Origin of the sequence: Saccharopolyspora taberi (genome assembly GCF_039534165.1) — a bacterium.
Lineage (GTDB): Bacteria > Actinomycetota > Actinomycetes > Mycobacteriales > Pseudonocardiaceae > Saccharopolyspora_D > Saccharopolyspora_D taberi.
Genome location: NZ_BAAAUX010000019.1, coordinates 495,390 through 520,416 on the forward strand (window position 1 = coordinate 495,390; position 25,027 = coordinate 520,416).

Sequence of the window (25,027 nt, forward strand, 5' to 3'; positions counted from 1 at the left end):
CCTGGTCGGATCGGTCGCCCGCGGCGAGGTTGACGGCGATCGGGGGCGGGGGTCAGCCGCCCGGGTTCTCCATGCGGCCGTTGACGACCTCGGTCGCGATCTCGGCGGCCCGCTCCTCGGACAGCCGGTTCGCGCCCTCGGCGCCGGTGATGGTGATGATCGACGGGTAGATCCGGCGGGACAGGTCCGGGCCGCCGGTCGCGGTGTCGTCGTCGGCGGCGTCGTAGAGCGCCTCGACGGCGTTGCGCACCGCGGTGTCGGCGTCGGCCTCCGGGTCGAAGCGCTTCTTCAGCGCCGATTTCGCGAACAGCGAACCGGAACCGACCGCGTGGTAGCCGCCCAGCTCGTTGTAGCGCCCGCCGGTGATGTCGTAGGAGACGATCCGCCCGGCCGTGGCCGGGTCGTCGGCGTCGACGTCGAACCCGGCGAACAGCGGCACCACCGCCAGGCCGGCCATCGCGCCCTGGAGGTTGCCGCGCAGCATGGTGGCCAGCCGGTTGGCCTTGCCGTCCAGCGACAACGACACGCCTTCGAGCTTCTCGTAGTGCTCCAGCTCGATCGCGTAAAGCCGCACCATCTCCAGCGCGACGCCCGCCGTGCCCGCGATGCCGACGGCGGAGTAGTCGTCGGTGACGTAGAGCTTCTCCATGTCCCGCTGGGCGATCAGGTTGCCCATGGTCGCGCGCCGGTCACCGGCCAGCAGGACGCCGCCGTTGAAGGTCATGGCGACGATGGTGGTTCCGTGCGGGGCCTCCACGACCCCGTCCGGGACCGGGCGGCCGCCCGGCACCAGCTCGGGAGCGGTGGTGCGGAGGAAGTCGGCGAACGACGACGACCCCGGGGTGAGGTAGGCGGCGGGCAGGGCCTGACCCGGGAACCGGGCCGAGCTGGATTCCATCGGCGACATCGTCTCCTGCTCGAAGTTTCGGTTGCACTCTAGCCGTGGTCCTGCCACACCGGACGTTCCGCGAGGATCCGGTGCGGCGTCGGACGGTCAGGTTCGCACCCGGACGGCGCCGGACCGGTCACGCCGGTCCGGGTCGTCCGGGCTGGGGACTACTGACCGCCCTTCTGGACGTACGCGCGGACGAAGTCCTCGGCGTTCTCCTCCAGGACGTCGTCGATCTCGTCCAGGATGGCGTCGACGTCCTCGCCGAGCTTCTCGCGACGTTCCTGACCGGCGGCCTCCGGCCCCGATTCCTCTTCGCCGTCGCCGCCGCCGTGCCGCTGAACCTTTTCCTGGGACATCTTGCCTCCCGGTGGTCGCCTTCCGAGGACACCGGCTTCAGTGCCGCGCATCCATGGTGTGAACACTACCCATCCGACCACCCGTTCGCCCACAGCCATGCGGGCGTCTTTTCGATCTTTCCCCGCCCGCTGACGTGCACGAAACGTGGTGTTTCATCCCCTGGTCAGGGAGTCCACGAGCTCCTCGGCGCTGCGCGCGGCGTCGAGCAGTTCGCCCACGTGCGCGCGGGTGCCGCGCAGCGGCTCCAGGGTGGGGATGCGGACCAGCGACTCCCGGCCCAGGTCGAAGATCACCGAGTCCCACGACGCGGCGGCGACCGCGGCCGGGTAGCGCTCCAGGCAGCGGCCCCGGAAGTAGGCCCGGGTGTCCTCCGGCGGGTCGGTGACCGCGGCCCGCACCTCCTCCTCGGTGACCAGGCGCTTCATCGAACCGCGCGCCACCAGCCGGTTGTAGAGGCCCTTGTCCATCCGCACGTCGGAGTACTGCAGGTCGATCATGTGCAGCCGCGGCGAGGCCCAGCCCAGGTTGTCACGGGTCCGGTAGTTCTCCAGCAGCCGCAGCTTGGCGGGCCAGTCCAGCCGGTCGGAGCAGTCCATCGGGTCGCCCGCGAGCAGGTCGAGCACCTCGCCCCAGGTGTCGAGCACCTCGCGGGCGGAGCGCTCGCCGCCGTGCTCGTCGAGGTGGCGGGCGGCGCGCTCGTGGTAGGCCCGCTGCAGGTCCAGGCCGGTGAAGCGGCGTCCGTCGGAGAGCTCGACGGTCTGCTTGAGGGTCGGGTCGTGGCTGATCAGGTGCACCGCCTGCACCGGGTCGGCCAGCTTGAGGTCGTCGAAGCGCTGCCCGGCCTCGATCATGTCCAGCACCAGCGCGGTGCTGCCGAGCTTGAGGTACGTGGAGGTCTCGGCGAGGTTGGCGTCGCCGATGATCACGTGCAGCCTGCGGTACTTGTCGGCGTCGGCGTGCGGCTCGTCGCGGGTGTTGATGATGCCGCGCTTGAGGGTGGTCTCCAGCCCGACCTCGACCTCGATGTAGTCGGCGCGCTGGGAGAGCTGGAACCCGGGCTTCTCCCCCGCCTGGCCGATGCCGACCCGGCCGGACCCGCAGATCACCTGCCGGGACGCGAAGAACGGGGTCAGCCCGGCGATCACCGAGGTGAACGGGGTGTTGCGGGCCATCAGGTAGTTCTCGTGGGTGCCGTAGCTGGCGCCCTTGCCGTCGACGTTGTTCTTGTAGAGCTGCATCGGCGCGGTGCCGGGGACGCTCGCCGCGCGGATCGCGGCCTCCTCCATCACCCGCTCCCCGGCCTTGTCCCACACGACCGCGTCCCGCGGGTTGGTCACCTCGGGCGCGGAGTACTCGGGGTGCGCGTGGTCGACGTACAACCGGGCACCGTTGGTCAGGATGACGTTGGCCGCGCCGAGGTCGTCGCCGTCGGAGCCGTTGGGCTGCTGCGCCGCCGCGCCGAGGTCGAAGCCCCGGGCGTCGCGCAGCGGCGACTCGACCTCGTAGTCCCAGCGCGCGCGCCGCGCGCGGGGGATGTCGGCCGCCGCCGCGTAGGCGAGCACGATGTGGGTGGAGGTCAGCACCGGGTTCGCGCTCGAATCGCCCGGCACGACGATGCCGTACTCCACCTCGGTTCCCATGATCCGCCGCATACCTCGCAGCGTACGGGTTTCGCGGCCGTTGGCAGAGGGCCGGACGGAACTGCGCGGTGCCGATCCGGTGCGTCCGGGTGGATGATCAGCGCCGTGAGTGCGCAGAACGAGCTGGTGGCGCTGTACGACGAGGCCGGGCGTGTCGTGGGCAGCGCGACCCGGCGGCGGATGCGGGCCGAGGGGCTCTGGCACGCGGCGGGCGAGGTCCTGGTCCTGTCCCCCGACCGCGCTTCGGTTTACGTCCACCGCAGGACCTGGACCAAGGACGTCTTCCCCGGCATGCACGACTGCTGGGCGGGGGGCGTGGTCGCCGCGGGCGAGCAGCCCGAGCGGACGGCCGAGCGGGAGGTCGCCGAGGAGCTCGGCGTGACCGCCCGGCCGGTGCCGCTGTTCCGCACCGTCCACGACCTGGGATCGGTGCGGTTCCACGCCTTCCTCCACGAAGTCCTCTGGGACGGCCCGATCGTCCACCAGCCGGAGGAGGTCGCCGAAGGCTGGTGGATGCCGCTCGCGGAGCTGCGGGAGCGGCTGAGCGATCCGCGGTGGCCCTTCGTTCCCGACGGGCGCCAGTTCATCGAGGAGTGGTTCGCCAGGAACGCAGAGGCGCGCTGAGCGCTCCGCGGGCGGTGGCCGGCTCAGTGCCAGGGCAGGGCCGCGCGTTCGCCCCAGTAGGTCGCCGCGTCCCGCGCGAGCGGGGCCAGGGCCGCGAGGTCCCCTTCGGAGAGCTGGACCGCGCGGGCGGCCAGGTTCGAGTTCAGCTGCTCGACGCTGGCCGGACCGATGAGCACGATGTCGGCCCAGGGCTGCGCCAGCACGTGCGCCAGGGCGATCGCGTCGGGCCCGACACCGTGCCGTTCGGCCAGCCGCACCAGCTGTTCCGGCGGTTCGACCGCGAGCCTGCCGTTGGCCAGGCTCTCCTTGACCAGCACCTGCCAGCCGCCGTGGTGCACCTCGGCCAAGGCGCGCCCGGCCGAGGGCTCCAGCGAGTTCCAGGTCGACTGCACCGCGCTGAACAGCTGGGCACCGCCTACCTCCAGCTCCCACCCCCGCTCGATCGCGTCCGCCTGCGCGGCACCGCTGGTGGAGAACCCGAGCCGCACCCCGGAGTCCCGGATCCGGGCCAGCTCGTGCTGGAGCGCGAGGTCGTCGAACAGCGGGCTGTCGGAGGTCAGCGAGTGCACCTGGTAGAGGTGCACCCGGTCGCCGAGCAGCGCGCGGGTCTCGGCCCACTGGGTGCGCAGGCGCTCGACCGAGTGCTCCTTGACCTCGTGCACCTCGGTCTCGATGCGCCACTGCGCGACGTAGGCGTAACCCCACTTGCTCGACACCGTGACGTCCCCGTGGCCGCGCTCGGACAGCCAGTTCGCCAGGAACTCCTCGGCGCTGCCGTAGGAACGCGCGGTGTCGACCCACCGCAGACCGTGCGCGTGCGCGGCGTCGAGCACGACCCTGGTCCGCTCCCGCATCTCCTGCGCGGTGCGCAGTTCCGGCAGCACGCCGGCGCGTCCGACGTTGATGTATGCGGGGCGGCCGAGCGCGGCGAGCCCGAGGCCGAGCCGTTCGGTGGAGATCATGCCCCGAAACTAACGGGTGCGGGCCGGGATCGACACTCGACGCGACCGGGGCCGCCACCTGGCTGGTGGCGGCCCCGGGAACGCGTCGGTCCTACAGGTACTGGCCGGTGTTGGTGGCCGTGTCGATCGCCCGTCCCGACTCCTGGTTCTTCCCGCTGACCAGGGTCCGGATGTAGACGATGCGCTCGCCCTTCTTGCCCGAGATCCGCGCCCAGTCGTCCGGGTTGGTGGTGTTGGGCAGGTCCTCGTTCTCGGCGAACTCGTCGATGATGGCGTCCTGCAGGTGCTGCACCCGCAGGCCGGGCTGACCGGTCTCCAGGACCGCCTTGATGGCGGCCTTCTTCGCCCGGTCCACGATGTTCTGGATCATCGCGCCGGAGTTGAAGTCCTTGAAGTACAGGACTTCCTTGTCCCCGTTGGCGTAGGTGACCTCCAGGAACCGGTTCTCCTCGGTCTCGGCGTACATCCGCTCGACGGTCGTCTGGATCATCGCCTCCACGCACGACTGCTGGTCGCCGCCGAACTCCCGCAGGTCCTCCTCGTGGATCGGGAGCTGCTTGGTGAGGTACTTGGAGAAGATGTCCTTGGCCGACTCCGCGTCCGGCCGCTCGATCTTGATCTTCACGTCGAGCCTGCCGGGACGCAGGATCGCCGGGTCGATCATGTCCTCGCGGTTGGAGGCGCCGATGACGATGACGTTCTCCAGCCCCTCGACACCGTCGATCTCGCTGAGCAGCTGCGGGACGATGGTCGTCTCGACGTCGGAGGAGACGCCGCTGCCGCGGGTGCGGAAGATCGAGTCCATCTCGTCGAAGAACACGATCACCGGGGTGCCCTCGGACGCCTTCTCCCGAGCCCGCTGGAAGATCAGCCGGATGTGCCGCTCGGTCTCGCCCACGAACTTGTTCAGCAGCTCGGGGCCCTTGATGTTGAGGAAGTAGGACTTGGCCTGCCCGTCGTCGTCACCCCGGGCCGCCGCGACCTTCTTGGCCAGCGAGTTGGCCACCGCCTTGGCGATGAGCGTCTTGCCGCAGCCCGGCGGGCCGTAGAGCAGCACGCCCTTGGGGGGCCGCAGCTGGTACTCGACGTAGAGGTCGGAGTGCAGGAACGGCAGTTCCACCGCGTCCCGGATCTGCTCGATCTGGTTGCCCAGCCCGCCGATGTCGTTGTAACCGACGTCGGGCACCTCCTCCAGCACGAGGTCCTCGACCTCGGCCTTGGGCACCAGGTCGTAGGCGTAGCCCGCCTTGCTGTCGACCAGCACCGAGTCCCCGGCCTTGAGCCCGGACTCGGCAAGCGGGTCGGTCAGCCAGACCACCCGCTCCTCGTCGGTGTGCCCGAGCACCAGGGCCCGCGGGGTGCGGCTGCCGCCGTCGACGGGCAGCAGTTCCCGGAACGTGCACACCTCACCGGTCTGCTCGAAGGCACCGGCCTCGACCACCGTCAGCGCCTCGTTGAGCCGCACCGACTGGCCGAGCCGGAGTTCCTCGGTGGCCACGTTCGGTGACACGGAGACCCGCATCCTCCGTCCGGAGGTGAACACGTCGACCGTGCCGTCCTCGAACGAGTCGAGGAACACGCCGTAGCCGCTGGGGGGCTGGGCGAGCCGGTCGACCTCCTCGCGCAGAGCCATCAGCTGGCTGCGCGCTTCCTTCAGGGTTTCGGTGAGTTTGGCGTTCCGTTCGGTGAGCTGGCTCACTCTCTCGGATGCCTCGGCCAGCCGCTTTTCCAGCAACCGGACCTGCTGGGGGGACTCGTTGAGCCTGCGGCGCAGCATCGCCACTTCGTCTTCGAGAAGACGAACCTGGCTGTTGAGCTCGGCATTACCGCCGATCTGCTGCTCGCCGCCCTCCTCAGGTCGGCTGCCGGGACGGTCGTGCTGCATGTCGGCACCCTCCTCCCGTGCTCGTACCACCACGGTACCGGCGATCACCGACGACGGCGGCGTCGTGATTGCCCGCCGGATCGCCCAGCGTGCCACAAAAATCGGGGATTACACATGAATGACGTCAGGTTGGTACCAGGGTGACGGGAGTGCGAACCCCGGGTTCGGCCACGCTGCGTAGATGATCATGGCACGGGCGCTCCTCGTCCGGCCGCGCGGGCCGGGCCGGACACGGTGCGACGACGCCGGATGTTGGCGTTGCGCCACGTGTTCGGGACGCGGGCGGGGGCATCCGGGTGGACAGCTCCGGCAACCGGGTGTCATCTCGGCGCCCACCCCAAGAACTTCTCCCATCATTTGGAACAAGACCGTTCCGGAGCCGTCGCGCCCGGTGCGACGGCGGGCACGATTCGGTGCCGAAAAAGTCCACTCCCCACAACTGGGCACTCGGGCTCTGGTCTACTTACGGCCGCCGTGCTTCGCGCGGCGCGTTGTACTCGAAACACCACTCGGGGAAGGACACGCAATGACCTATCCGCCGCAACAGCCCGGTCCAGGCGGGTGGGGCCAGCAGCCGGCGGGCGAAGGGTTTCCCGCGCAGGGCGGCCCGCAGGCGTCACCGCAGCAGCAGCCCGCCTGGTACGGCAACCAGCACACCCCCTGGGGCCAGCAGCCCCCCGGCCAGCCGCAGGACTTCCCGCAGCCCGTGCCGGGCCAGCCCGTTCCCGGCCAGCCGGTGCCGGGCCAGCCGGTGTCCGGGCAGCCGCAGGAGTTCCCGCCGCAGGCGCCCGAGTGGGGCGGCCAGTTCGGCCCGGGCAGCTGGATCCAGGAGCCCAACGGCTTCGCCGACGTCGAACCGCCGGAGAAGAAGTCGAAGCTGCCGCTGATCCTGGGGCTCGTCATCGCGGTCGTCGTCGTGGCGGGCGGGGTCGTCGGCGGGCTGTTCCTGTTCGGGGGCGGGGGCCCCGGCGAGGCCCGGCCGGTCGCCCAGACCGTGGTCGACAAGGTCAACGCGCACGACTTCGGCTGGCTGCGCAGCAACCTGTGCAAGGCCAACAGCCAGCAGCTGCAGCAGGGGCTCAACCAGCTGGAGCCGTCGAAGTTCAACGTGCGCCTGGGCTCGGTCACCGAGCAGGGCGAGCAGGCCACGGTGAAGCTGGGCGGCACGTTCTCCACCAACGGCGACTCGATGCCTGTAGACCAGACGATGGTCCTCAAGGTCGAGGACGGTCAGTGGAAGATCTGCGAGCTCGGCGGCTGAACCGACGCGGACCCCGGCGCGGCCCGTCCCGGAACCCTCCGGGACGGGCCGCGCCGCGTTTCAGCCCTTGCTCGGGCGGCGCTGCGGGCGTGGCGGGGTCACGCCGTCCGCGAGGCGCCGGGTGACCAGCAGGAACGCCGTGTGCGCGACCATCCGGTGCTCGGGCCGGACCGCCATGCCGACCACGTGCCAGGGCCGGATCAGGGTTTCCCACGCCTGCGGCTCGGTCCAGCACTGCTGCTCCCGGATGGCCTCGGTGACCCGGGACAGCTGCGTCGTGGTCGCCACGTAGACCACCAGCACCCCGCCGGGGACGAGGTTGGCGAACACCGTGTCGAGCACGTCCCACGGCGAGAGCATGTCCAGCACGACCCGGTCGACCTGACCACCGTCGTAGTCCTTGACGTCGCCGACCCGCAGGGTCCAGTTCCCCGGGCGGGAACCGAAGAACTTCTCGACGTTGCGCTCGGCGTGCTCGGCGTGGTCCTCGCGCACCTCGTAGGAGGTGACGCTGCCCTCCTCGCCGACCGCGCGCAGCAGCGAGCAGGTCAGCGCACCCGAGCCCGCCCCCGCCTCCAGCACCCGCGCGCCGGGGCGGATGTCGCCCCACATCAGGATCTGCGCCGCGTCCTTGGGGTAGATGACCTGGGCGCCGCGCGGCATCGACAGCACGTAGTCGGCCAGCAGCGGGCGCACGGCCAGGAACGAGGTTCCGCCCGCGGAGGTGACCACCGATCCCTCCGGCCTGCCGATGAGCTCGTCGTGGGCGAGGGCGCCGCGGTGGGTGTGGTACTCACCACCGGGCTGGAGGACGAGGGTGTAGTGCCGACCCTTGGGATCGGTCAGCTGGACCCGGTCGCCCGGCTGGAACTCACCGCTGACGGTGCTCACGTGCTTGAACCTCCTGGAGATGTCGCCCCACCGCTGTCACTGGCGACCAGCGGGCACGGCGGACCATCGTCGCAGAAGGACTCCCAGCTCATCCCTGTCGGGTGCGGGACTGCATCGCGTTGCGCAGGTCCTCGCGGCGCAGCACTCCGCTGGGGCGCCCGTCGGAGTCGAGGACCAGGTACTGCCACGCCAGCACCGTCCGCACCCGCTCCAGCACCGCGTCTGGCGGCTCGTCCTCCAGCAGGATCGTGTCCGGGCCGACCGGCTCGGCGGCGCGCTCGGCCGGTTCCCGCGGGGCCTGCGCGGCCAGGCGCTCGGCGGCGGTCTGGTCGAGCAGGCCGACGGCCAGGCCGTCGGCGCGCACCAGGACCACCCCGCGCCCTGCCGAGGCGACCAGCGCGTCCCGCACCGGGCTCTCCGCCGGGAGCTGGAGCACCGGGCGCACCAGGTCGGACAGGCTCAGCCCGGCGGGCCAGCCGCGGCGCTGCTCGGCGGCGTGCTCGGCGCCCGCGCCCGCGACCACGAACCAGGTCATCAGCAGGCAGACGCCCAGGCGCAGCCACTGGTCCTCGGCGTCGGTCACCAGCCCGAGCAGCGCCCACACGATCAGGCCGACCGCGACCGCCCCGGCGCCGATCACGCCCGCCGTGGTGCCCACGGGCCTGCTGCCGGTCACCGCCCAGGCCAGGGACCGCAGCATCCGGCCGCCGTCCAGCGGCAGCCCGGGCAGCAGGTTGAAGGCCGCGACCGCGATGTTGGCGACGCAGGTCTGGGCCACCAGCAGCCAGACCGCCCCGCCGGGTTCCACCGCCAGCCAGCCGAGGCCGGTGACCGCCGCGATCAGCACCGACACCGCGGGACCGGCGGCGGCGATCAGCCCCTCCTGGCGCGGTGCGGGCGGGTTGCGGGAGATCTCGGAGATCCCGCCGAGCAGGAACAGCCGGACCCGCCGCACCGGCAGCCCGAGCCGGACCGCGACCACGCAGTGCCCGAGCTCGTGCAGCAGGACCGACAGCGCGAGCAGGACGGTGAACACCGCCGCGATCAGCCCGCTGGTCCACACGCCCGCGCCCGGGAGCAGCCTGCCGACCAGCGGGGTGTAGAGCAGGACGATCACCGCGGCGCCGACCCACCACGAAGGTGAGAGCAGCACGGGGACCCCGGACACCCGGCACAGCACCAGACCGCCGTCCGCTCGGCGCAGCCGGTCTCGTCCGGAAGTGGTGGCCATGCGCGCAGGGTAGACCGGGCCCTGTTAGGCGGCCGTGACCCGCCCTGGGGCGTCGGGTGTGTCGGCGGGCTCCTCTAAGGTCTGGTCCATGGTCGACACCGCCCAGCAGGCCACGGGAACCAGACGACCGGCGCTTTCACCATCGCGGGCAGGGGACTTCAAGCAGTGCCCGCTGCTGTACCGGTTCCGCGCCGTGGACCGGCTGCCGGAGACGCCGACCCGGGCGCAGGTGCGCGGCACCGTGGTCCACTCGGTGCTGGAGCGGCTGTTCGCGCTGCCGACCGCCGAACGCAGGCCGGAGCGGGCGCGCGAGCTGCTCTCGCCGGCGTGGGAGGACCTGGTGGCCGGCCAGCCCGAGCTGGGCGAGCTGTTCGCCGGGGCCGACGACCCGGAGCTGGTGACCTGGCTGGACTCGGCCAACACCCTGCTGGACTCCTACTTCGAGCTGGAGGACCCGCGGCGGCTGGAGCCCGAGGCGTGCGAGCTGCGGGTGGAGACCGAGCTGGAGTCGGGGGTGCTGCTGCGCGGGTTCATCGACCGCGTGGACGTCGCCCCCACCGGCGAGATCCGGTTGGTCGACTACAAGACCGGCGCCGCGCCCCGCGAGATCGGCGAGGCCAAGGCGATGTTCCAGATGAAGTTCTACGCACTGGTGCTCTGGCGCACCCGCGGGCGGATCCCGCGCCAGCTGCTGCTGATGTACCTGGCGGACAAGCAGTCCCTCGCCTACACGCCCGACGAGGCCGAGCTTCGCCGCTTCGAGCGGACGCTGGAGGCGATCTGGCAGGCGATCCTGAAGGCCGGGCGCACCGGCGACTTCCGGCCGAATCCGAGCAGGTTGTGCGACTACTGCGACCACAAGGCGCTGTGCCCGGCCTTCGGCGGCACGCCGCCGGAGTACCCGGGCTGGCCCGAGCCCGACCCGGGTCCGGAAACCGTCCTGGACCGCACCGACTGATCCGCCGGGTGGCTGCGGCCTTCGCAGAGCACAGCCACCCGGGCGCCTGCTCGCACCGGGGCCGAACCACCAGCTAATCGTCGTAAGGGTCGAAGTTGGCGGCTGTGCCGAAGGTACCCGCCTGGCTCGGGTCGACCACGGCGAAGCGCGCCCCGGTCGGGTCCCGCAGGACGGCGACCCGGCCGATGCTGGAGTCGTACGGGTCGACCCGCACCCGGCCGCCGAGCCCGATGGCCCGGTGCACCACCTCGTCGGTGCCCAGCGCCCGGTCGGCACCGAGGTAGAGCAGCCAGTGCGGGCGGGTGTTGGGCGTGATGAAGTCGCGGATCATGCTGACCCGGGCCAGCACCGACTCGTCGCCGAGGTACCAGACCGAGTAGTCCGAGCGCCCTTCGGTGCCGAACTGCTCGTGGGTGTAGCCGAACAGCTCCTGGAAGAACAGGTCCGCGCTCTGGGCCTTGATCGTCACCAGCTCGGCCCACATCAGCGTGCCGGGCAGGCCGACGTCGAACTGCCAGCCCTCCTCCGGTTCCAGCAGCCCGAACTCGGCGTCGCTGGGCCCGGTCAGCACCACCTTCGTGCCGAGCCCCGTGACGTGGTTGCGCGGCACCGTCACCACCGCGCCGTGCTGCTCGGCCTGCGCCGTCGCCGCCTGCCAGTCCTGGGTGGCCAGGTACAGCCGCCACACCGACTGGTCACCGGACGCGGCGCGGATGCTGGCGACCGGGAAACCCTCGCGGGAGGCGATCAGGTGCTCGCCCGCCTCCGGGTCCCGGTGCCGCTCGTACTCCCAGCCGAACAGCTCGCCGTAGAACTCGCAGGCCCGCTCGGCGTCGGTGGTGATCAGCTCGATCCAGCACGGCATCCCCGGGTAGAGGTCCCACTGCGGCGGGGACGTCCCCGGTTCCACTACGGCCATCTGGCACCCCCGATCAGGTCAAGATCGTTTCGAGTGCTCATTATGAACGCCGCGCGGGCACCCGTGGTACTGCCGCTCAGCAGGCCGTGACCGGCTCGTAGTGCTCGACGACCGGGAACGGGTCGTAGAAGTGGTGCAGGAGTTCCTTCCACCGCTGGTAGTCGGGCCCCTGCCGGAAGCCCTGCTCGTGGTCGGCGACCGACCGCCAGCGGATCAGCAGCAGGTACCTGCCGTCCCGCTCGACGCAGCGGCGGAGTTCGAGCCCGAGGAAGCCGGGAGTCGCCGCGACCAGCGGCTTGGCCTCCTCGAAGGCGGTCTCGAACTCCGCCGTCCGGTCCTCGACCACGTCCAGGACGGCCGTCTCCAGGATCACAGCCTGCACGAACGGATGTCGGAGGACAGGATCGCCTTGGCGCCGAAGGCGGCCAGCCGGTCCATGATCGCCGGGGCCTCCTTGCGGGAGACCATCGCGCGCACCGCGACCCAGTTCTCGTCGGCCAGCGGCGACATCGTGGGCGAGCCCAGCCCCGGGGTGAGCTTGGCCGCGGCGTCCAGCAGCTGGCGCGGGCAGTTGTAGTCCAGCATCACGTACTGCTGGGCGAACACCACGCCCTGCAACCGCGCGACCAGCCGGTCCTTGGCCTCCTGCTCGTCGGCCCCGCGGCGCTCGATGACCACCGCCTCCGAGGAGCAGATCGGGTCGCCGAAGGCGGCCAGGCCGTGCTGGCGCAGCGTCCGGCCGGAGCCGACGACGTCGGCGATGGCGTCGGCGACGCCGAGCTGGATGGAGATCTCCACCGCGCCGTCGAGGCGGATGACCTCGGCGGTGACCCCGTAGCGGGCCAGGTCGTCGGTGACCAGCCGCGGGTAGGAGGTGGCGATCCGCTTGCCCGCGAGGTCGGCGACGCTCCACTCCCCCGCGCCGGACGGCGCCGCGTAGCGGAAGTTGGAGCCGCCGAAGCCCAGCGCGAGCCGCTCGTCGACCGGGGCGCCGGAGTCCAGCGCCAGGTCGCGGCCGGTGATGCCCAGGTCGAGCTCGCCGGACCCGACGTAGATCGCGATGTCCTTGGGGCGCAGGAAGAAGAACTCGACGTCGTTGACCGGGTCGAGCACGGTCAGGTCCCGCTGCTCATGCCGCTGCCGGTACCCGGCTTCCGCGAGCATCTCGGACGCGGGACCGGCCAGCGTGCCCTTGTTGGGCACAGCCACACGCAGCATGGGACTGATCTCCTTCTTCTCGGGGGGGAACTCGTCGGCTACAGGTAGCGGTAGACGTCTTCGAGGGTGAGGCCGCGGCCGATCATGACCACCTGCAGCCGGTACAGCAGCTGCGAGATCTCCTCGGCCAGCTGCTCGTCGGACTCGTGCTCGGCGGCGATCCACACCTCGCCCGCCTCCTCGATGACCTTCTTGCCCTGGGCGTGCACCCCGGCGTCGAGCGCCGCGACGGTGGACGACCCCTCGGGCCGGGTGCGGGCGCGTTCCTGCAGTTCGGCGAACAGCTCGTCGAAGGTCTTCACGTCTTCCGATCCTTCCATCCGGTGCCCCGGGCGCCGACAGCGGACCCGTGACCAGCGCGGTCGGCCACCGCGCTCACCGGAACCCCGCGGTGCCCTCCAGCACCGCGCCCAGGGTGTCCTTGACCATCGCCAGCGCGGCGCCGCGCGGGCTGGAGCGACCGCCGGAGACGGTCACCGGCCCGGCGTCGCCGCAGTCGTAGCGCACCGCCTTCTCCGGGCCGGTCAGCGCGCCCAGCGGCGAGTCGGCCGGTTCGGCCACCAGTCCGACCTCGACGATCCCGGGCCGGGCGGCGTCGGCCGCGGCGACCTGGCGCAGCCGGTGGCCTGCCTCGACCGGGCGCGCGGCCACCGGTTCGGCGCGGACCTCGGTCGCGGCCGGGTCCCAGCCCCACAGCAGCGCGGCGAGCAGCCGCATCTTGGTCGCGGCGTCGCGGCCGGACAGGTCCGCCGAGACGTCGGCCTCGGCGATGCCCAGCCGCTGCGCCTCGGCCACGGCGTCCGCCAGCGGCTCCCCGGCGGCGAGGCGGTCGAGCACGAAGGTCGCCGTGCCGTTCAGGCATCCGCGCACCGACCGCACGTCGAAGCCGCGCAGCGCCGAGCGCGCGAGGTCGCCCGCGGGCATGGCGGCACCGGTGGCGGCGGAGATCCGGATCGCCGCACCGGTCGCCTCGGCGGTCCCGGCCAGTTCGTTCCACCTGGTGAGCAGGTGCGACTTGGTCGCGGTCACCACGTGCGCTCCGCTGCCGAGCGCCGTCAGCGCCTCGGCACCGGCCCGGTCGTCACCGTCGGAGGGCACCGCCTGCGCGAACACCCGAGCGCCGGTCCGGGACAGCGCGGCGGACAGGTCGTCGATCGGCTCCCACTCGTCACGCGCCGGGACCTTGCCGCCGCGGACGGCCGCGCGGGTCCGGTGGCCCCGGACTTCGACCAGCTGGAAGTCCAGTCCGAACCGCTCGCCCGCGGCGCGGAGCAGTCCGGCGTACTCGCGCCCGACCGGCCCCCACCCGGCGAGCAGGACCGGGATCGGTTCCATCAGGCGGCCGACAGCGCGGTCACGTCGAAGCCCTCCAGCGACTCGCGCAGCACGCGGCGCTCGCCAGGCTGGAGCGGGACCTCGCACGGGATCGCGATCACCCGGCAACCGGCCGCCTCGGCGGAGGCGACCCCGGTGGGCGAGTCCTCGACGGCCACGCACTCGCCGGGCTCGACGCCGAGCAGCCGGGCCGCCTTGAGGTAGGGCTCGGGGTGCGGCTTGTTCCGGCCGTCGACCTCGTCACCGCAGACCGTGACGTCGAAGTGCTCGCGGCCGATGGTGTCGAGCGCGATCTCGGTCAGCGACCGGATCGTGGAGGTCACCAGCGCCGACCGCAGGCCCGCGGCCCGGACCGCGCGCAGCGCGTCCTGCGCGCCGGGCCGCCAGGGCAGGCCGTCGTGGAACAGCTCGGCGGTGCGGGCCGCGACCCAGGACGCGGCGCGGTCGACCTCGTCGGGGCCGGTGGGCAGGCCGATGTCGGCCAGCAGCATCACCATGCTGCGGGTCATGTTGGAGCCGACCATGTGCTCGCGGGTGGCCTCGCTGAGCCTGCCCCCGCGATGGACCGCGTAGTCGTCGAGCGCGATGGTCCACAGCTTCTCGGAGTCGATCAGGGTGCCGTCCATGTCGAACAGGACGGCGGCCGGGCCGGTCGAGCTCATCGCGCGGGGATCCCCCAGTTTCACGTCGCGGTCGAATCCGCCCCAGTACAGCAGAGGCCCCTGGCCGGGCCCCAGCGAAAGTGTCCGACGTGACGCCGCGTGCACGCGCTTCGACGCCCGTTGCCCGTTCCGGTGCCGTCTGTAGGACACTGTCGGCGTGGACGGGGAAAACGAGGGGCTCGACATCGCATCCGGGCCGAACGCGGTGTGCTTCACCTGCGGCGGGTTCCGCAAGGTCAGCGAGCCGCGGATCTACCTCGTCCAGGCCACCGCGGACCTGCACACCGGGATGACGCTGGGCGAGTGGCGGACCTGCCCGCAGTGCAGCGGCGCCGGGCAGCTGTCCGGGACCGCCCCGCCGGTCTGAACTCCGTTGCGCCGCACCCGGATCCACCCCGGATCACGATCATCCACTGTGGCCCTCCGGACCCCGCCGGTAGCCCTCCCGGCGGACCGGCCGGGCACCCGTCCGGCGGGCGGCACGCCTGGTTCGCCGACGGAGGGCGCTCTCGTCGGCGCAGCGTCGTAGGCTGACGCCGTGACCGATCGCGATCCCACACCCGCAGAAGACTCGCGCGAACAGCCCGAGCTGACCGACCCGATCGTGGTGGCGGCCTTCGAAGGCTGGAACGATGCCGGAGACGCCGCCAGTGCCGCGATCGAGCACCTCCAGCTGACCTGGGACGCGACCCCGCTGTCGGAGATCGACCCCGATCCGTACTACGACTTCCAGGTGTCCCGTCCGACGGTGAAGATGGTCGACGGAATCACCAGGAAGGTCACCTGGCCGACCACCCGGCTGTCGGTGTGCAGGCCGCCGGGCTCGGACCGCGACATCGTCCTGGTGCACGGCATCGAGCCGAACATGCGGTGGCGCGCCTTCTGCGCCGAACTGGTCGACGCGGTGGAGCAGTCCGGGGCGGGCACCGTGGTGACCCTGGGCGCGCTGCTCGCCGACTCCCCGCACACCCGGCCGGTCCCGGTGACCGGCGCCGCCTACGACACCACCTCGGCCGCCCGCTACGGCCTGGAGCGCTCCAAGTACGAGGGCCCGACCGGCATCGTCGGGATCTTCCAGGACGCCTGCGTGCAGGCGGGCATCCCGGCGATCTCGTTCTGGGCCGCCGTCCCGCACTACGTCTCGCAGCCGCCTTCGCCGAAGGCGACGCTGGCGCTGCTGCACCGGGTCGAGGAGGCCCTCGACCTCGAGGTGCCGCTGGGCACGCTGCCCGAGCAGGCCGAGGAGTGGGAGAACACGGTCAGCGAGATGGCCGAGGAGGACGAGGACGTCCGCAACTACGTCCGCGCGCTGGAGGAGCGCGGGGACGCCGAGGTGAAGCTGACCGAGACCAGCGGCGACGCCATCGCCGCCGAGTTCGAGCGCTACCTGCGCCGCCGGGGGCCGGGCGGCAAGGGCCCGCTGGGTCCCGGGCCCGGTTGAGGTGATCCGGGCTGGTGCTCGGGTAGAGGCTGCCTGCGCGGGCCAAGCGACTGACTCCGCCTGAAGGCAGAACAAGAAGAGACGCCGACAACGCCGCTGCGTGCACTTGCACGCGGCGGCGTTCGCCGTTTCGCACCCTCCGGTCCGGCGAACGGACCAGATCCGTTGACAGCGCGCAGAATGGTCCAGTCCAATCATGCGATCCTGCTGTTCACCGCGCGGCCCCGGCCGCGGATCGGAGGAAGCATGTTCCGCACCCTCGCCGCCGGGCTCGGCACCGCGCTGCTGCCCTTCGCCCCCGCTCCCGCGCCCGAGAGCCCAGCTCCCGTCCCCGCGATCGCCGCTCCCGCCCCGGGAATCCCCGTCTCCGCGGCTGAGAACCCCAGCGCCGCGCTCCAGATCCCCGCACCCGCACCCGAGATCCCCGTCTCCACACTCGAAAACCCCGCCACCGCGACTGAGAACCCCGCCTCGGCACCCGAGAACCCCGCCGCCGCGACTGAAAACCCAGCCACCGCGACTGAGATCCCTGCCTCCGCGCCCGAAAACCCCGCCGTCGCACCCGAGATCCCGGGCCATGCGCTCGTCGGTTACCTGCACGCCAGCTTCGCCAACGGCTCCGGCTACACCCGCATCGCCGACGTCCCCGCCGAGTGGGACGTGATCGACCTCGCCTTCGCCGAACCCACCTCCCCGACCTCCGGTCAGCTGGAGTTCGAGCTGTGCCCGGTCGCCGAGTGCCCGAACGTGGAGACCGAGGAGGAGTTCAAGGCCGGGATCAAGCAGAAGCAGGCCGAGGGCAAGAAGGTCGTGCTCTCGGTCGGCGGCGCGAACGGCCAGGTCCGGCTGGAGACCCCCGCCGCCCGGGACGCGTTCGTCTCCTCCGCGGGCGCGATCATCGACCGCTACGGCCTGGACGGGCTCGACGTCGACTTCGAGGGCCACTCGCTGGAACTGGCCCCCGGCGACACCGACCTGAAGAACCCGACCACTCCGGTCGTGGTCAACCTCATCGAGGCGCTGCGGGCGCTCAACGCGAAGTACGGCGAGCGGTTCGTGCTCACCATGGCGCCGGAGACCTTCTTCGTGCAGGTCGGCTACCAGCACTACGGCGGCGGCACCGGCGCCGACCCGCGCGCGGGCGCGTACCTGCCGGTCATCGAGGCGCTGCGGGACGACCTCGACCTGCTGCACGTCCAGAACTACAACTCGGGCCCGGTCATGGGGCTCGACGACCAGTACCACACGATGGGCACCGCCGACTTCCACATCGCGATGATCGACATGCTGCTGACCGGTTTCCCGTTGGCGGGCAACCCGGACAACACCTTCGCCCCGCTGCGGCCCGAGCAGGTCGCCATCGGCCTGCCCGCGGCCAACCCGGCGGGCAACGGCTTCACCCCGGTGCCCGAAGTGCACAAGGCGCTGGACTGCCTGCGGAGCGGAACCGGCTGCGGCCCGTACCAGCCGCACGGGACCTACCCGGGGCTTCGCGGCCTGATGGCGTGGTCGATCAACTGGGACGTCTACCACGGCAACGAGTTCGCCCGAAGCCACGACGGCCACAGCTGAGGTCCCGCGGCCGGTGTCCGCTGTGGAGTCGGCCTTCCACAGCGGACACCGACGTCAGTTCTTCCGGGAGAGCAGGGCGATGCCGACGGCACCGGCGAACGCGGTCGCCGCGGAGACGATCAGCGCCAGGTCGATGCCGTGGGCCGGATTCCGCCCGGCCGACACGACGGCGACCACCACGGCGACGCCGACCGAGGAACCGATGTAGCGGGCCGTGTTGTTGGCACCCGATCCCATACTGGCGCGGTCGGCCGGAACCGTGGCCACCGCCTGCCCGGCCAGCGCGGCGTTCAGCACGCCGCTGGCGACACCGGCGACGAGCAGGCCGGGCACTGCCTGCGACCAGGAACCGGCCTCGGCCGCGCCGAACATCGCGAGCTCCCCCACGCCGGCCAGCACCATCCCCCACACGAGCTGCCGGCCCGCCGACCAGGACAGCCTGCGGGCCACCAGCGCCACCACGAACGACGTGACCGCCCAGATGCCGAACACCAGCGCGCCCGCCACCGGCCCGATGCCGGTCACCTGTTGCAGGACCGGCGGGAAGTAGTTCATCAGCCCGATCACCGACAGCCCGGTGACCAGCGCGGCGAGGGTGGCCCCGACGAACGCGGGCCGCCGGAGCAGGGCGAGGTCGAGCATCGGTTCCGGCCGCCTCGACTCGATCACGCCGAACGCGGCCAGCAGCGCGAGCGCACCCAGCGCCGACACCCACACCGCCGGGTCCGACCAGCCGGTGCGGCCCAGCGTCAGCGCCGTGACCAGCAGCGCGACCGCGCCGGTCATGGTCAGCATCCCGGGCAGGTCGACCCGCCGGGCCCGCTCGGCGCGGGTCTCGTCCAGCCACCGCACCGCGCCGGCCGCGAGCGCGACCGAAGCCACCGAGACCGCGACGTAGAAGATCCGCCAGTGCGTGAACGCGCCGAACAGCGCCGACACCAGCGGGCCGAGCGCGATGCCCAGGCCCAGCATCGCGCTCCAGACGGCGGTTCCCCGCGCCCTGGCTGCGGGTTCGGTGTACGTGTGCGCGACCAGCCCTAGCCCGGCCGCGATCAGCGCCGCACTGGCCGCGCCCTGCACGAGGCGTCCCACGACGAACAGCCAGACCGTCGGCGCGGCGGCGCAGAGCACGGAGGACGCCGCGAGCACCAGCGAGCCGATCGCGAACAGCCGCCTGCGCCCGTAGTTGTCGGCCAGGCTGCCCGCCGTGAGCAGCAGCGCGGCGAGGCCGAGCGAGATGCCGTTGAGGATCCAGGTCTGCCCGCCGATGTCGGCTCGGAGCTCTCGCGCGACGTCGGCGAGCACCGTCGTCGGCGCGGTGTAGTTCATCAGCGCGAGCAACGTCGCCGCGCTCGCGATCGGCAGCGTCGCCCGCGTGCGCGGCGGGCTCTTCGCCGGGTCCAGGGTTCCCGCGTCCATCCCCAACTCCTTTGAGTTCAATGATTGAACCCAAAGCTAGCAGCATCGGTTCGTTGACTGAACCAACGGGCGTAGGATGGCAGGATGCCGCTGGCCAAGAACTACGAGAAGCAGGACTGCTCGCTGGCGCGCGCGCTCGAACTGGTCGGTGAGCGCTGGACCCTGCTGGTGGTGCGGGACGCCTGCTACGGCGTGCGCCGCTACCGCGACTTCCTGGCGCACCTGGACATTCCGCGCGCGGTGCTGTCCGAACGCCTCCGGACGCTGGTCGACGCCGGCGTGCTGACCAAGCACCGCTACCAGTCGTCACCACCGCGCGACGAGTACCTGCTCACCGAGATGGGCCGGGAGCTGTGGCCGGTGGTCCACCAGCTGTCCCGGTGGGGCGACCGGCACCTCAGCGGGGCGGGCCCGTGCCGGATCTTCAGCCACGCCGACTGCGGCAGCCGCCTCGACCCCGGCGGCAGCTGCCCCGAATGCGGGCGCCCGGTCGAGCTCACCGACGTCGAGATGCGCCCCGGCCCCGGATCCGACGCCACGCTCCGGGACGACCCGGTCAGCGTGGCGCTGCGGCGCCCGCACCGGATGCTCGAACCGGTCGAGACCTGACGGCCCGGCGCGGGACCGCGAGGCCCCGCGCCGGGCGGGTCACAGCTGCACGCCCAGCAGCGCGTCGACGACGTTGCGGATCGACGCGGGCGCGCCGCGGTCCTCGCCGCGACGGCAGAGCGCTTCGTCGACCCAGGCGTCGACGGCCTTGAGCGCGCGCTCGGTGTCCAGGTCGTCGGAGAGCCGGTCGCGCAGCCGGTCGATGACCGGCTCGGCGGCCGGACCGGCGTCGAGCGCGACGGCCTCCCGCCAGCGCGCCAGCCGGGCCGCTCCGCCGGTCAGCGCGTCCGCGGTCCAGGAGCGGTCGGTGCGGTAGTGGCCGTCGAGCAGCGCGAGCCGGATGGCCATCGGGTCGACCCGGTCGCCCCGCAGCCGGGACACGAACACCAGGTTCCCCTTGGACTTCGACATCTTCGCCCCGTCCAGGCCGATCATGCCCGCGTGGCAGTAGTGCCGGGCGAACGGGAAGTCCGCGGCCAGCGCCTCGGCGTGCGCCGCGCTGTACTCGTGGTGCGGGAAGGCGAGGTCCGAACCGCCGCCCTGGACGTCGAAGCCCATGCCGAGCCGGTTGAGCGCGATGACCGAGCACTCCAGGTGCCAGCCCGGGCGCCCGGCGCCCAGCTCGGACTCCCACGACGGCTCCCCGGGCCGGGCCATCCGCCACAGCAGCGCGTCCAGCGGGTGCTCCTTGCCCTCCCGCTCGGGATCGCCGCCGCGCTCGGCGAACAGCTCCCGCATGGTCGCGTCGTCGTAGTTGGACTCGTACCCGAAGCGGCCGGTGGCCGCGTGCCGGAAGTAGACGTCCGGGTACTCGCCGTCGACCCGGTAGGCGGCGCCGGAGGCCAGCAGCTTGCCGATCGCCTCGACGATCTCCGGGATCGCCTCCACCGCGCCGATGTAGTCCCGGGGCGGCAGCACCCGCAGCGCCTCCATGTCCTCGCGGAACAGCGCGGTCTCGCGCATCGCGAGGACCACCCAGTCCTCGTTGTCCCGCTCGGCCCGCTCCAGCAGCGGGTCGTCGACGTCGGTGACGTTCTGCACGTAGTGCACCTCGTGGCCGTTGTCCAGCCAGATCCGGTGCACCAGGTCGAACGCCAGGTACGTGGCGGCGTGGCCGAGGTGGGTCGCGTCGTAGGGGGTGATCCCGCAGACGTACATCCGCGCGGTCGGCCCGGCGGCGACGGGCCGGACCTCACCGGTGGCGGTGTCGTAGAGGCGCAGGGGGCGGGCTGTGCCAGGCACCTTGGGCACTGGGACCGACGACCAGGGTTGCATGCGTTCGACCTTATCCGTCCCCTCCGACCCGACGCCCCCGTCCGGCCCATTGCACGTATCACAGAGTGGGACACCGCCCGGAACTCCGGCGTCGCCCCGGCCGGCCCGGAATCATCGCCGGAGAATTGGATCGATTAGCGCGAAATGGCGCTAGATCGAATTCCGCCAGGCGGATCGAAATGATTTCTTCACCTCCGCCAGGTAGGCCGCCCGCAGTTCCGGTCGTACGATCGAACGGATACATCGACGGCCGGTACCGGCGTGGACTCCCCGGGGCAGCGGAGGCGATCGATGACATCGGTACGGGTGGATGGACTTTTCAAGATATTCGGCCCGCAACCCGCCGAAGTCGTCCGCATGCTCCGCGAAGGTGCTGGTCCGGACGATGTCCGGGCCGCGGGCGCGACGGCCGCGGTGGTGGATGCGAACTTCACCGTGCACCCCGGGGAAACGTTCGTCGTGATGGGCCTGTCCGGTTCCGGGAAATCGACGTTGATCCGAATGCTCAACGGTCTGCTCACCCCTACTTCCGGGCAGGTCCACGTCGATGGCGAAGAGATCACCGCGATGTCCGGAAAGAACCTCCGCCGGATGCGGCAGCAGACCATGAGCATGGTGTTCCAGCATTTCGCGCTGTTTCCGCACCGGACGGTCGCCGACAACGCCGGGTACGGGCTGCGGGTCCGCGGCGCCGACGCCGCGGAGGTGCGGGACAGGGCCGCCGAGGCGCTGGAGCTGGTCGGGCTGGCGGGCTGGGAGCAGCGCTACCCGCAGCAGCTCTCCGGCGGGATGCGCCAGCGGGTCGGCCTGGCCAGGGCGCTGGCGGCAGGCACCGACGTGCTGCTGATGGACGAGGCGTTCAGCGCGCTGGACCCGCTGATCAAGCGCGAGATGCAGGACCAGCTGGTCGACCTCCAGTCCCGGCTGGGCAAGACGATCGTGTTCATCACCCACGACCTCAACGAGGCGATGCGGCTCGGCGACCGGATCGCGGTGATGCGCGCGGGCCGGATCGTGCAGATCGGCACCTCCGAGCAGATTCTCAGCGAGCCCGCCGACGACTACGTCACCCGGTTCGTGCAGGACGTCGACCGCAGCCGGGTGCTCACCGCGGCCTCGGTCGCCCGGCCCGCCTCCGGCGAGCTCGACGAGGTGCTGGCCGAGCTGCGCCTGCGCCACACCGTCGGCGACCCGGTGCTGGACACCACGCCGATGAACCGGCTGTTCCCGCTGATGGCCGGCGAGAACACGGCGCTGCCGGTGATCGCCGGGGACCGGCGGCTGGTCGGCGTGATCACCGCTGACGCGCTGTTCGGCGCGCTCAGCACGGCTCCGGAGGCGTCCCATGGGTGACGTGGTCGCGCAGCTGCCCCGGGTTCCGCTCGGGGACTGGTTCCAGGCGCTGGTCAGCTGGCTGGAGAACAGCATCGGCCCGGTGTTCGACTTCGTCGACCTGGCGATCCGGTCGACGGTGTCGGGCCTGACCTCGATCCTGCTCTGGCCGCCGGAGGTGGTCGTGCTCGCGATCCTGGTGCTGCTGGCGCTGTGGCTGCGCGGCTGGCGGTTCGCGCTGTTCACGCTGGTCGGCTTCGGGCTGGTGATCAGCATGCTGGAGTTCGAGCCCGCGATGCAGACGCTGGCGCTGGTGCTGGTCGCGACCGTGATCGCGGTGGTCATCTCGGTGCCGGTCGGCATCCTGGCGGCGCGGCACCGGCGGGTGAGCCTGCTCGTGCGGCCGGTGCTCGACCTGATGCAGACCATGCCGGCGTTCGTCTACCTGATCCCGGTCATCTTCTTCTTCAACATCGGCACCGTGCCCGGCGTGGTCGCGACGGTGATCTTCGCGCTGCCGCCCGGCGTGCGGCTGACCGAGCTGGGCATCCGGCAGGTCGACACCGAGGTGGTCGAGGCCGGGGAGGCGTTCGGGGCGCCGCCGAGCCGGATCCTGACCGGGATCCAGCTGCCGCTGGCGATGCCGTCGATCATGGCCGGCATCAACCAGGTGATCATGCTGTCGCTGTCGATGGTGGTCATCGCGGGCATGGTCGGCGCGGAGGGCCTGGGCACCGAGGTCTACACGGCGGTGACCAGGGTGCAGCTCGGACCGGGCTTCGAGGCCGGGGTCGCGGTGGTGATCCTCGCGGTCTACCTGGACCGCATCACCGCCGTGCTCTCCGACCGCGCCCCGGCGGCCCGCGCGGCCCGACGGGCCGCCGCCGCGGGTGCGTGACGCGCCCGCCGCCGTCACCGGAGAAAGGCGGAAACCATGATGATGACGCGAGGACGAACGCTCACCGCCCTGCTGGCAGCGCTGTGCGCGCTGCTGCTGGTCGCCGCCGGGTGCGGCGGCCGGGAGGCGCAGACCGGGCAGGAGCAGAAGCGGATCAACATCGGCTACATCGCGTGGGACGAGGACATCGCCGTCACCAACCTCTACAAGGTGCTGCTGGAGCAGCGCGGCTACCACGTCACCACCACCGAGCTGGAGGTCGGACCGATCTACGCCGGGCTGGCGCAGGGCAACCTCGACCTGTTCCTGGACGCCTGGCTGCCGGAGACCCACGCCGACTACTGGAAGCAGTACAGCGGTCAGCTGGAGGACCTCGGGATCTGGTACGACCAGGCCACCCTGAACATCGCGGTGCCCAACTACCTGGTCGACGTCAACTCGATCGCCGACCTCAAGGGCCGCTCCGGCGAGTTCGGCGGGGTCATCACCGGCATCGACCCCGGGGCGGGGCTCAGCCGTGTCACCAAGGAGAACGCGATCCCGCGGTACGGGCTGGACTACCAGCTGCAGACCTCGTCGACCACGGCGATGCTGGCCTCCCTGGAGAAGTCGATCAAGGACCAGAAGCCGATCGTGGTGACGCTGTGGCACCCGCACTGGGCCTACGCCCGCTACCCCATCAAGGACCTGCAGGACCCGATGGGCGCGATGGGCGCGGCCGAGCAGATCCACTCGGTCGGCAGGCCCGGGTTCGCCCAGGACTTCCCCGAGGTGACCGAGATGGTCAAGAAGTTCCGGCTGGACGACCGGACGCTGGCGTCGCTGGAGAACGCGATCAACAGCGCGCCCAAGGGTCAGGAGTCCCAGGCCGCCAGGACGTGGGCGGAGCAGAACCCGCAGGTGATCAACAGCTTCGCTCCCGCGCGCTGACCGGGCAGGGGCCGACCGACCAGTGCCGACCGGCCACGGACTGACCGACCAGTGTCGACCGGCCACGGGGCCGACCGGCCACGGGGCCGACCGGTCACGGGCCGACCGACCAGGGCCGACCGACCAGGGACTGACCAGTCAGGGGCTGACCGACCACAGCACGTCGAGCGGGTGCCTGCCGCCCGGGATCGCCCGGGTTCCGGCAGGCGCGGGCGCCGGGTGGCCGAGCGCGATCCCGGTGCGCACCTGCCAGGGGTCGGAGAACCCCGCGATCGCGGTGGCCCGTTCGGCGTTGCCCTCGGGGAAGAACGTGACCGGGCAGGATCCGAGCCCGAGCAGGTGCGCGGCGAGCATGGCGGTCTGCGCGACGCGCCCGCCGTCGAACTCGGCGTCCTGCCCGCTGCGGTCCAGCGCCAGCAGCAGCACCACCGGCGCGGACCGCAGGTGCAGCGCGTAGGCACCGCAGGTGCTGAGCTGCTCGCGCGTCCCGGCGTCGCGGACGGTGTGGAAGCGCCAAGGCTGGCGGTTGCGCGCGGACCCGGTCCAGCGGGCGGTGTCCAGGATGCGGCGCAGCACGTCGTCGGTGACGTCGTCACCGGTGAACCACCGGGTGGCGCGGAGGGAGCGCAGCGGCTGGAGCGGATCGGTCGCGGGTGTCTCGTGGTGCGGCACGACCCGGAATCAAAGCACGTGCCGTGCCGCTGACCTCCGGGACA

General features: G+C 71.8%; 26 protein-coding genes. 10 read left to right on the top strand and 16 right to left on the bottom strand.

The genetic code is table 11. From position 1 onward, the window contains the following. Nucleotides 1–52: 52 nt before the first annotated feature. The 3 genes from prcB to dop all read right to left on the bottom strand — a co-directional run bounded on the left by prcB (nucleotide 53) and on the right by dop (nucleotide 2,901). The gene (gene prcB / locus ABD691_RS23965) at nucleotides 53–898 is read right to left on the bottom strand and encodes a proteasome subunit beta (protein ID WP_344683289.1); all 846 of its coding nucleotides are present in this window, start codon (nucleotides 896–898) and stop codon (nucleotides 53–55) included. A gap of 158 nt (nucleotides 899–1,056) precedes the next feature. Then, on the bottom strand, nucleotides 1,057–1,248 hold the full coding sequence (locus tag ABD691_RS23970; RefSeq protein WP_009945868.1) for a ubiquitin-like protein Pup: 192 nt from the start codon (nucleotides 1,246–1,248) through the stop codon (nucleotides 1,057–1,059). A gap of 153 nt (nucleotides 1,249–1,401) precedes the next feature. Then, nucleotides 1,402–2,901 carry a depupylase/deamidase Dop gene (gene dop, locus ABD691_RS23975; RefSeq protein WP_344683293.1) on the bottom strand — a complete coding sequence of 500 codons (1,500 nt, stop codon included), beginning with the start codon at nucleotides 2,899–2,901 and terminating at the stop codon, nucleotides 1,402–1,404. A 93-nt stretch (nucleotides 2,902–2,994) separates the two neighbouring features. On the opposite strand from dop, the gene ABD691_RS23980 reads away from it, so the two are divergent. Beyond that, nucleotides 2,995–3,513 (top strand): NUDIX domain-containing protein, encoded by a 519-nt coding sequence (locus ABD691_RS23980; RefSeq protein WP_344683295.1) that lies wholly within the window; start codon nucleotides 2,995–2,997, stop codon nucleotides 3,511–3,513. Nucleotides 3,514–3,536: 23 nt separating this feature from the next. On the opposite strand, the gene ABD691_RS23985 is transcribed toward ABD691_RS23980, so the two are convergent. Continuing rightward, on the bottom strand, nucleotides 3,537–4,475 hold the full coding sequence (locus ABD691_RS23985) for an aldo/keto reductase (protein WP_344683297.1): 939 nt from the start codon (nucleotides 4,473–4,475) through the stop codon (nucleotides 3,537–3,539). A 91-nt stretch (nucleotides 4,476–4,566) separates the two neighbouring features. Further along, the gene (arc, locus tag ABD691_RS23990) at nucleotides 4,567–6,360 is read right to left on the bottom strand and encodes a proteasome ATPase (protein ID WP_344683299.1); all 1,794 of its coding nucleotides are present in this window, start codon (nucleotides 6,358–6,360) and stop codon (nucleotides 4,567–4,569) included. 526 nt (nucleotides 6,361–6,886) lie between these two features. On the opposite strand from arc, the gene ABD691_RS23995 reads away from it, so the two are divergent. Further along, entirely contained in the window at nucleotides 6,887–7,621 is a 735-nt protein-coding gene (locus tag ABD691_RS23995) for an Rv0361 family membrane protein (RefSeq protein WP_344683301.1), read from the top strand. Nucleotides 7,622–7,681: 60 nt separating this feature from the next. On the opposite strand, the gene ABD691_RS24000 is transcribed toward ABD691_RS23995, so the two are convergent. Together ABD691_RS24000 and ABD691_RS24005 are read right to left on the bottom strand one after the other, a co-directional pair. Then, the gene (locus tag ABD691_RS24000; RefSeq protein WP_344683303.1) at nucleotides 7,682–8,512 is read right to left on the bottom strand and encodes a tRNA (adenine-N1)-methyltransferase; all 831 of its coding nucleotides are present in this window, start codon (nucleotides 8,510–8,512) and stop codon (nucleotides 7,682–7,684) included. A gap of 88 nt (nucleotides 8,513–8,600) precedes the next feature. After that, nucleotides 8,601–9,743, bottom strand: coding sequence for a site-2 protease family protein (locus ABD691_RS24005; protein WP_344683305.1), 1,143 nt, complete (start codon nucleotides 9,741–9,743; stop codon nucleotides 8,601–8,603). An 88-nt stretch (nucleotides 9,744–9,831) separates the two neighbouring features. Between ABD691_RS24005 and ABD691_RS24010 the strand changes: the two genes are divergently transcribed. Next, a complete protein-coding gene (locus ABD691_RS24010; RefSeq protein ID WP_344683306.1) occupies nucleotides 9,832–10,701 on the top strand; it encodes a RecB family exonuclease in 870 nt (289 codons plus the stop codon). Between the two features lie 73 nt (nucleotides 10,702–10,774). Here ABD691_RS24010 and ABD691_RS24015 read toward each other — a convergent pair whose 3' ends face one another. The 6 genes from ABD691_RS24015 to ABD691_RS24040 form a co-directional block, all read right to left on the bottom strand. Further along, the gene (locus ABD691_RS24015; RefSeq protein WP_344683307.1) at nucleotides 10,775–11,620 is read right to left on the bottom strand and encodes a VOC family protein; all 846 of its coding nucleotides are present in this window, start codon (nucleotides 11,618–11,620) and stop codon (nucleotides 10,775–10,777) included. Nucleotides 11,621–11,696: 76 nt separating this feature from the next. Next, nucleotides 11,697–12,002 (bottom strand): antibiotic biosynthesis monooxygenase family protein, encoded by a 306-nt coding sequence (locus ABD691_RS24020; protein ID WP_344683308.1) that lies wholly within the window; start codon nucleotides 12,000–12,002, stop codon nucleotides 11,697–11,699. After that, complete coding sequence (gene hisG, locus ABD691_RS24025) at nucleotides 11,990–12,838, bottom strand: ATP phosphoribosyltransferase (RefSeq protein ID WP_344683309.1); 849 nt, start codon at nucleotides 12,836–12,838, stop codon at nucleotides 11,990–11,992. Before hisG ends, ABD691_RS24020 begins: the two co-directional genes overlap by 13 nt. Before the next feature lie 38 nt (nucleotides 12,839–12,876). Beyond that, nucleotides 12,877–13,140, bottom strand: a complete 264-nt coding sequence (locus tag ABD691_RS24030; protein WP_344683311.1) for a phosphoribosyl-ATP diphosphatase — start codon at nucleotides 13,138–13,140, stop codon at nucleotides 12,877–12,879. A gap of 73 nt (nucleotides 13,141–13,213) precedes the next feature. Then, nucleotides 13,214–14,173, bottom strand: coding sequence for a homoserine dehydrogenase (locus ABD691_RS24035; protein WP_344683313.1), 960 nt, complete (start codon nucleotides 14,171–14,173; stop codon nucleotides 13,214–13,216). Further along, entirely contained in the window at nucleotides 14,173–14,835 is a 663-nt protein-coding gene (locus tag ABD691_RS24040) for an HAD family hydrolase (protein ID WP_344683315.1), read from the bottom strand. Before ABD691_RS24040 ends, ABD691_RS24035 begins: the two co-directional genes overlap by 1 nt. Before the next feature lie 157 nt (nucleotides 14,836–14,992). Here ABD691_RS24040 and ABD691_RS24045 point away from each other — a divergent pair, with 157 nt between their 5' ends. The 3 genes from ABD691_RS24045 (at nucleotide 14,993) to ABD691_RS24055 (ending at nucleotide 17,848) form a co-directional block, all read left to right on the top strand. After that, nucleotides 14,993–15,202: a hypothetical protein gene (locus ABD691_RS24045; protein WP_344683317.1), complete on the top strand. Its 210-nt coding sequence runs from the start codon at nucleotides 14,993–14,995 to the stop codon at nucleotides 15,200–15,202. Between the two features lie 171 nt (nucleotides 15,203–15,373). Then, complete coding sequence (locus ABD691_RS24050; protein ID WP_344683318.1) at nucleotides 15,374–16,276, top strand: PAC2 family protein; 903 nt, start codon at nucleotides 15,374–15,376, stop codon at nucleotides 16,274–16,276. A 246-nt stretch (nucleotides 16,277–16,522) separates the two neighbouring features. Continuing rightward, nucleotides 16,523–17,848: a chitinase gene (locus ABD691_RS24055; RefSeq protein WP_344683319.1), complete on the top strand. Its 1,326-nt coding sequence runs from the start codon at nucleotides 16,523–16,525 to the stop codon at nucleotides 17,846–17,848. 54 nt (nucleotides 17,849–17,902) lie between these two features. Here ABD691_RS24055 and ABD691_RS24060 read toward each other — a convergent pair whose 3' ends face one another. Beyond that, entirely contained in the window at nucleotides 17,903–19,267 is a 1,365-nt protein-coding gene (locus ABD691_RS24060) for an MFS transporter (protein ID WP_344683320.1), read from the bottom strand. An 84-nt stretch (nucleotides 19,268–19,351) separates the two neighbouring features. Here ABD691_RS24060 and ABD691_RS24065 point away from each other — a divergent pair, with 84 nt between their 5' ends. After that, nucleotides 19,352–19,876, top strand: coding sequence for a winged helix-turn-helix transcriptional regulator (locus ABD691_RS24065; RefSeq protein WP_344683322.1), 525 nt, complete (start codon nucleotides 19,352–19,354; stop codon nucleotides 19,874–19,876). Between the two features lie 39 nt (nucleotides 19,877–19,915). Here ABD691_RS24065 and mshC read toward each other — a convergent pair whose 3' ends face one another. Beyond that, nucleotides 19,916–21,151, bottom strand: a complete 1,236-nt coding sequence (gene mshC, locus ABD691_RS24070; protein ID WP_344683324.1) for a cysteine--1-D-myo-inosityl 2-amino-2-deoxy-alpha-D-glucopyranoside ligase — start codon at nucleotides 21,149–21,151, stop codon at nucleotides 19,916–19,918. A gap of 291 nt (nucleotides 21,152–21,442) precedes the next feature. Between mshC and ABD691_RS24075 the strand changes: the two genes are divergently transcribed. From ABD691_RS24075 to ABD691_RS24085, 3 genes are read left to right on the top strand one after another with little or no spacing between them, the layout of a single operon-like run. After that, the gene (locus ABD691_RS24075; protein ID WP_344683326.1) at nucleotides 21,443–22,504 is read left to right on the top strand and encodes a quaternary amine ABC transporter ATP-binding protein; all 1,062 of its coding nucleotides are present in this window, start codon (nucleotides 21,443–21,445) and stop codon (nucleotides 22,502–22,504) included. Further along, nucleotides 22,497–23,381: an ABC transporter permease gene (locus ABD691_RS24080; protein ID WP_344683328.1), complete on the top strand. Its 885-nt coding sequence runs from the start codon at nucleotides 22,497–22,499 to the stop codon at nucleotides 23,379–23,381. Before ABD691_RS24075 ends, ABD691_RS24080 begins: the two co-directional genes overlap by 8 nt. 36 nt (nucleotides 23,382–23,417) lie before the next feature. After that, nucleotides 23,418–24,311, top strand: a complete 894-nt coding sequence (locus ABD691_RS24085) for a glycine betaine ABC transporter substrate-binding protein (RefSeq protein WP_344683330.1) — start codon at nucleotides 23,418–23,420, stop codon at nucleotides 24,309–24,311. 138 nt (nucleotides 24,312–24,449) lie between these two features. Here ABD691_RS24085 and ABD691_RS24090 read toward each other — a convergent pair whose 3' ends face one another. Continuing rightward, entirely contained in the window at nucleotides 24,450–24,983 is a 534-nt protein-coding gene (locus tag ABD691_RS24090; RefSeq protein WP_344683333.1) for a nitroreductase family protein, read from the bottom strand. Nucleotides 24,984–25,027: the final 44 nt, after the last annotated feature.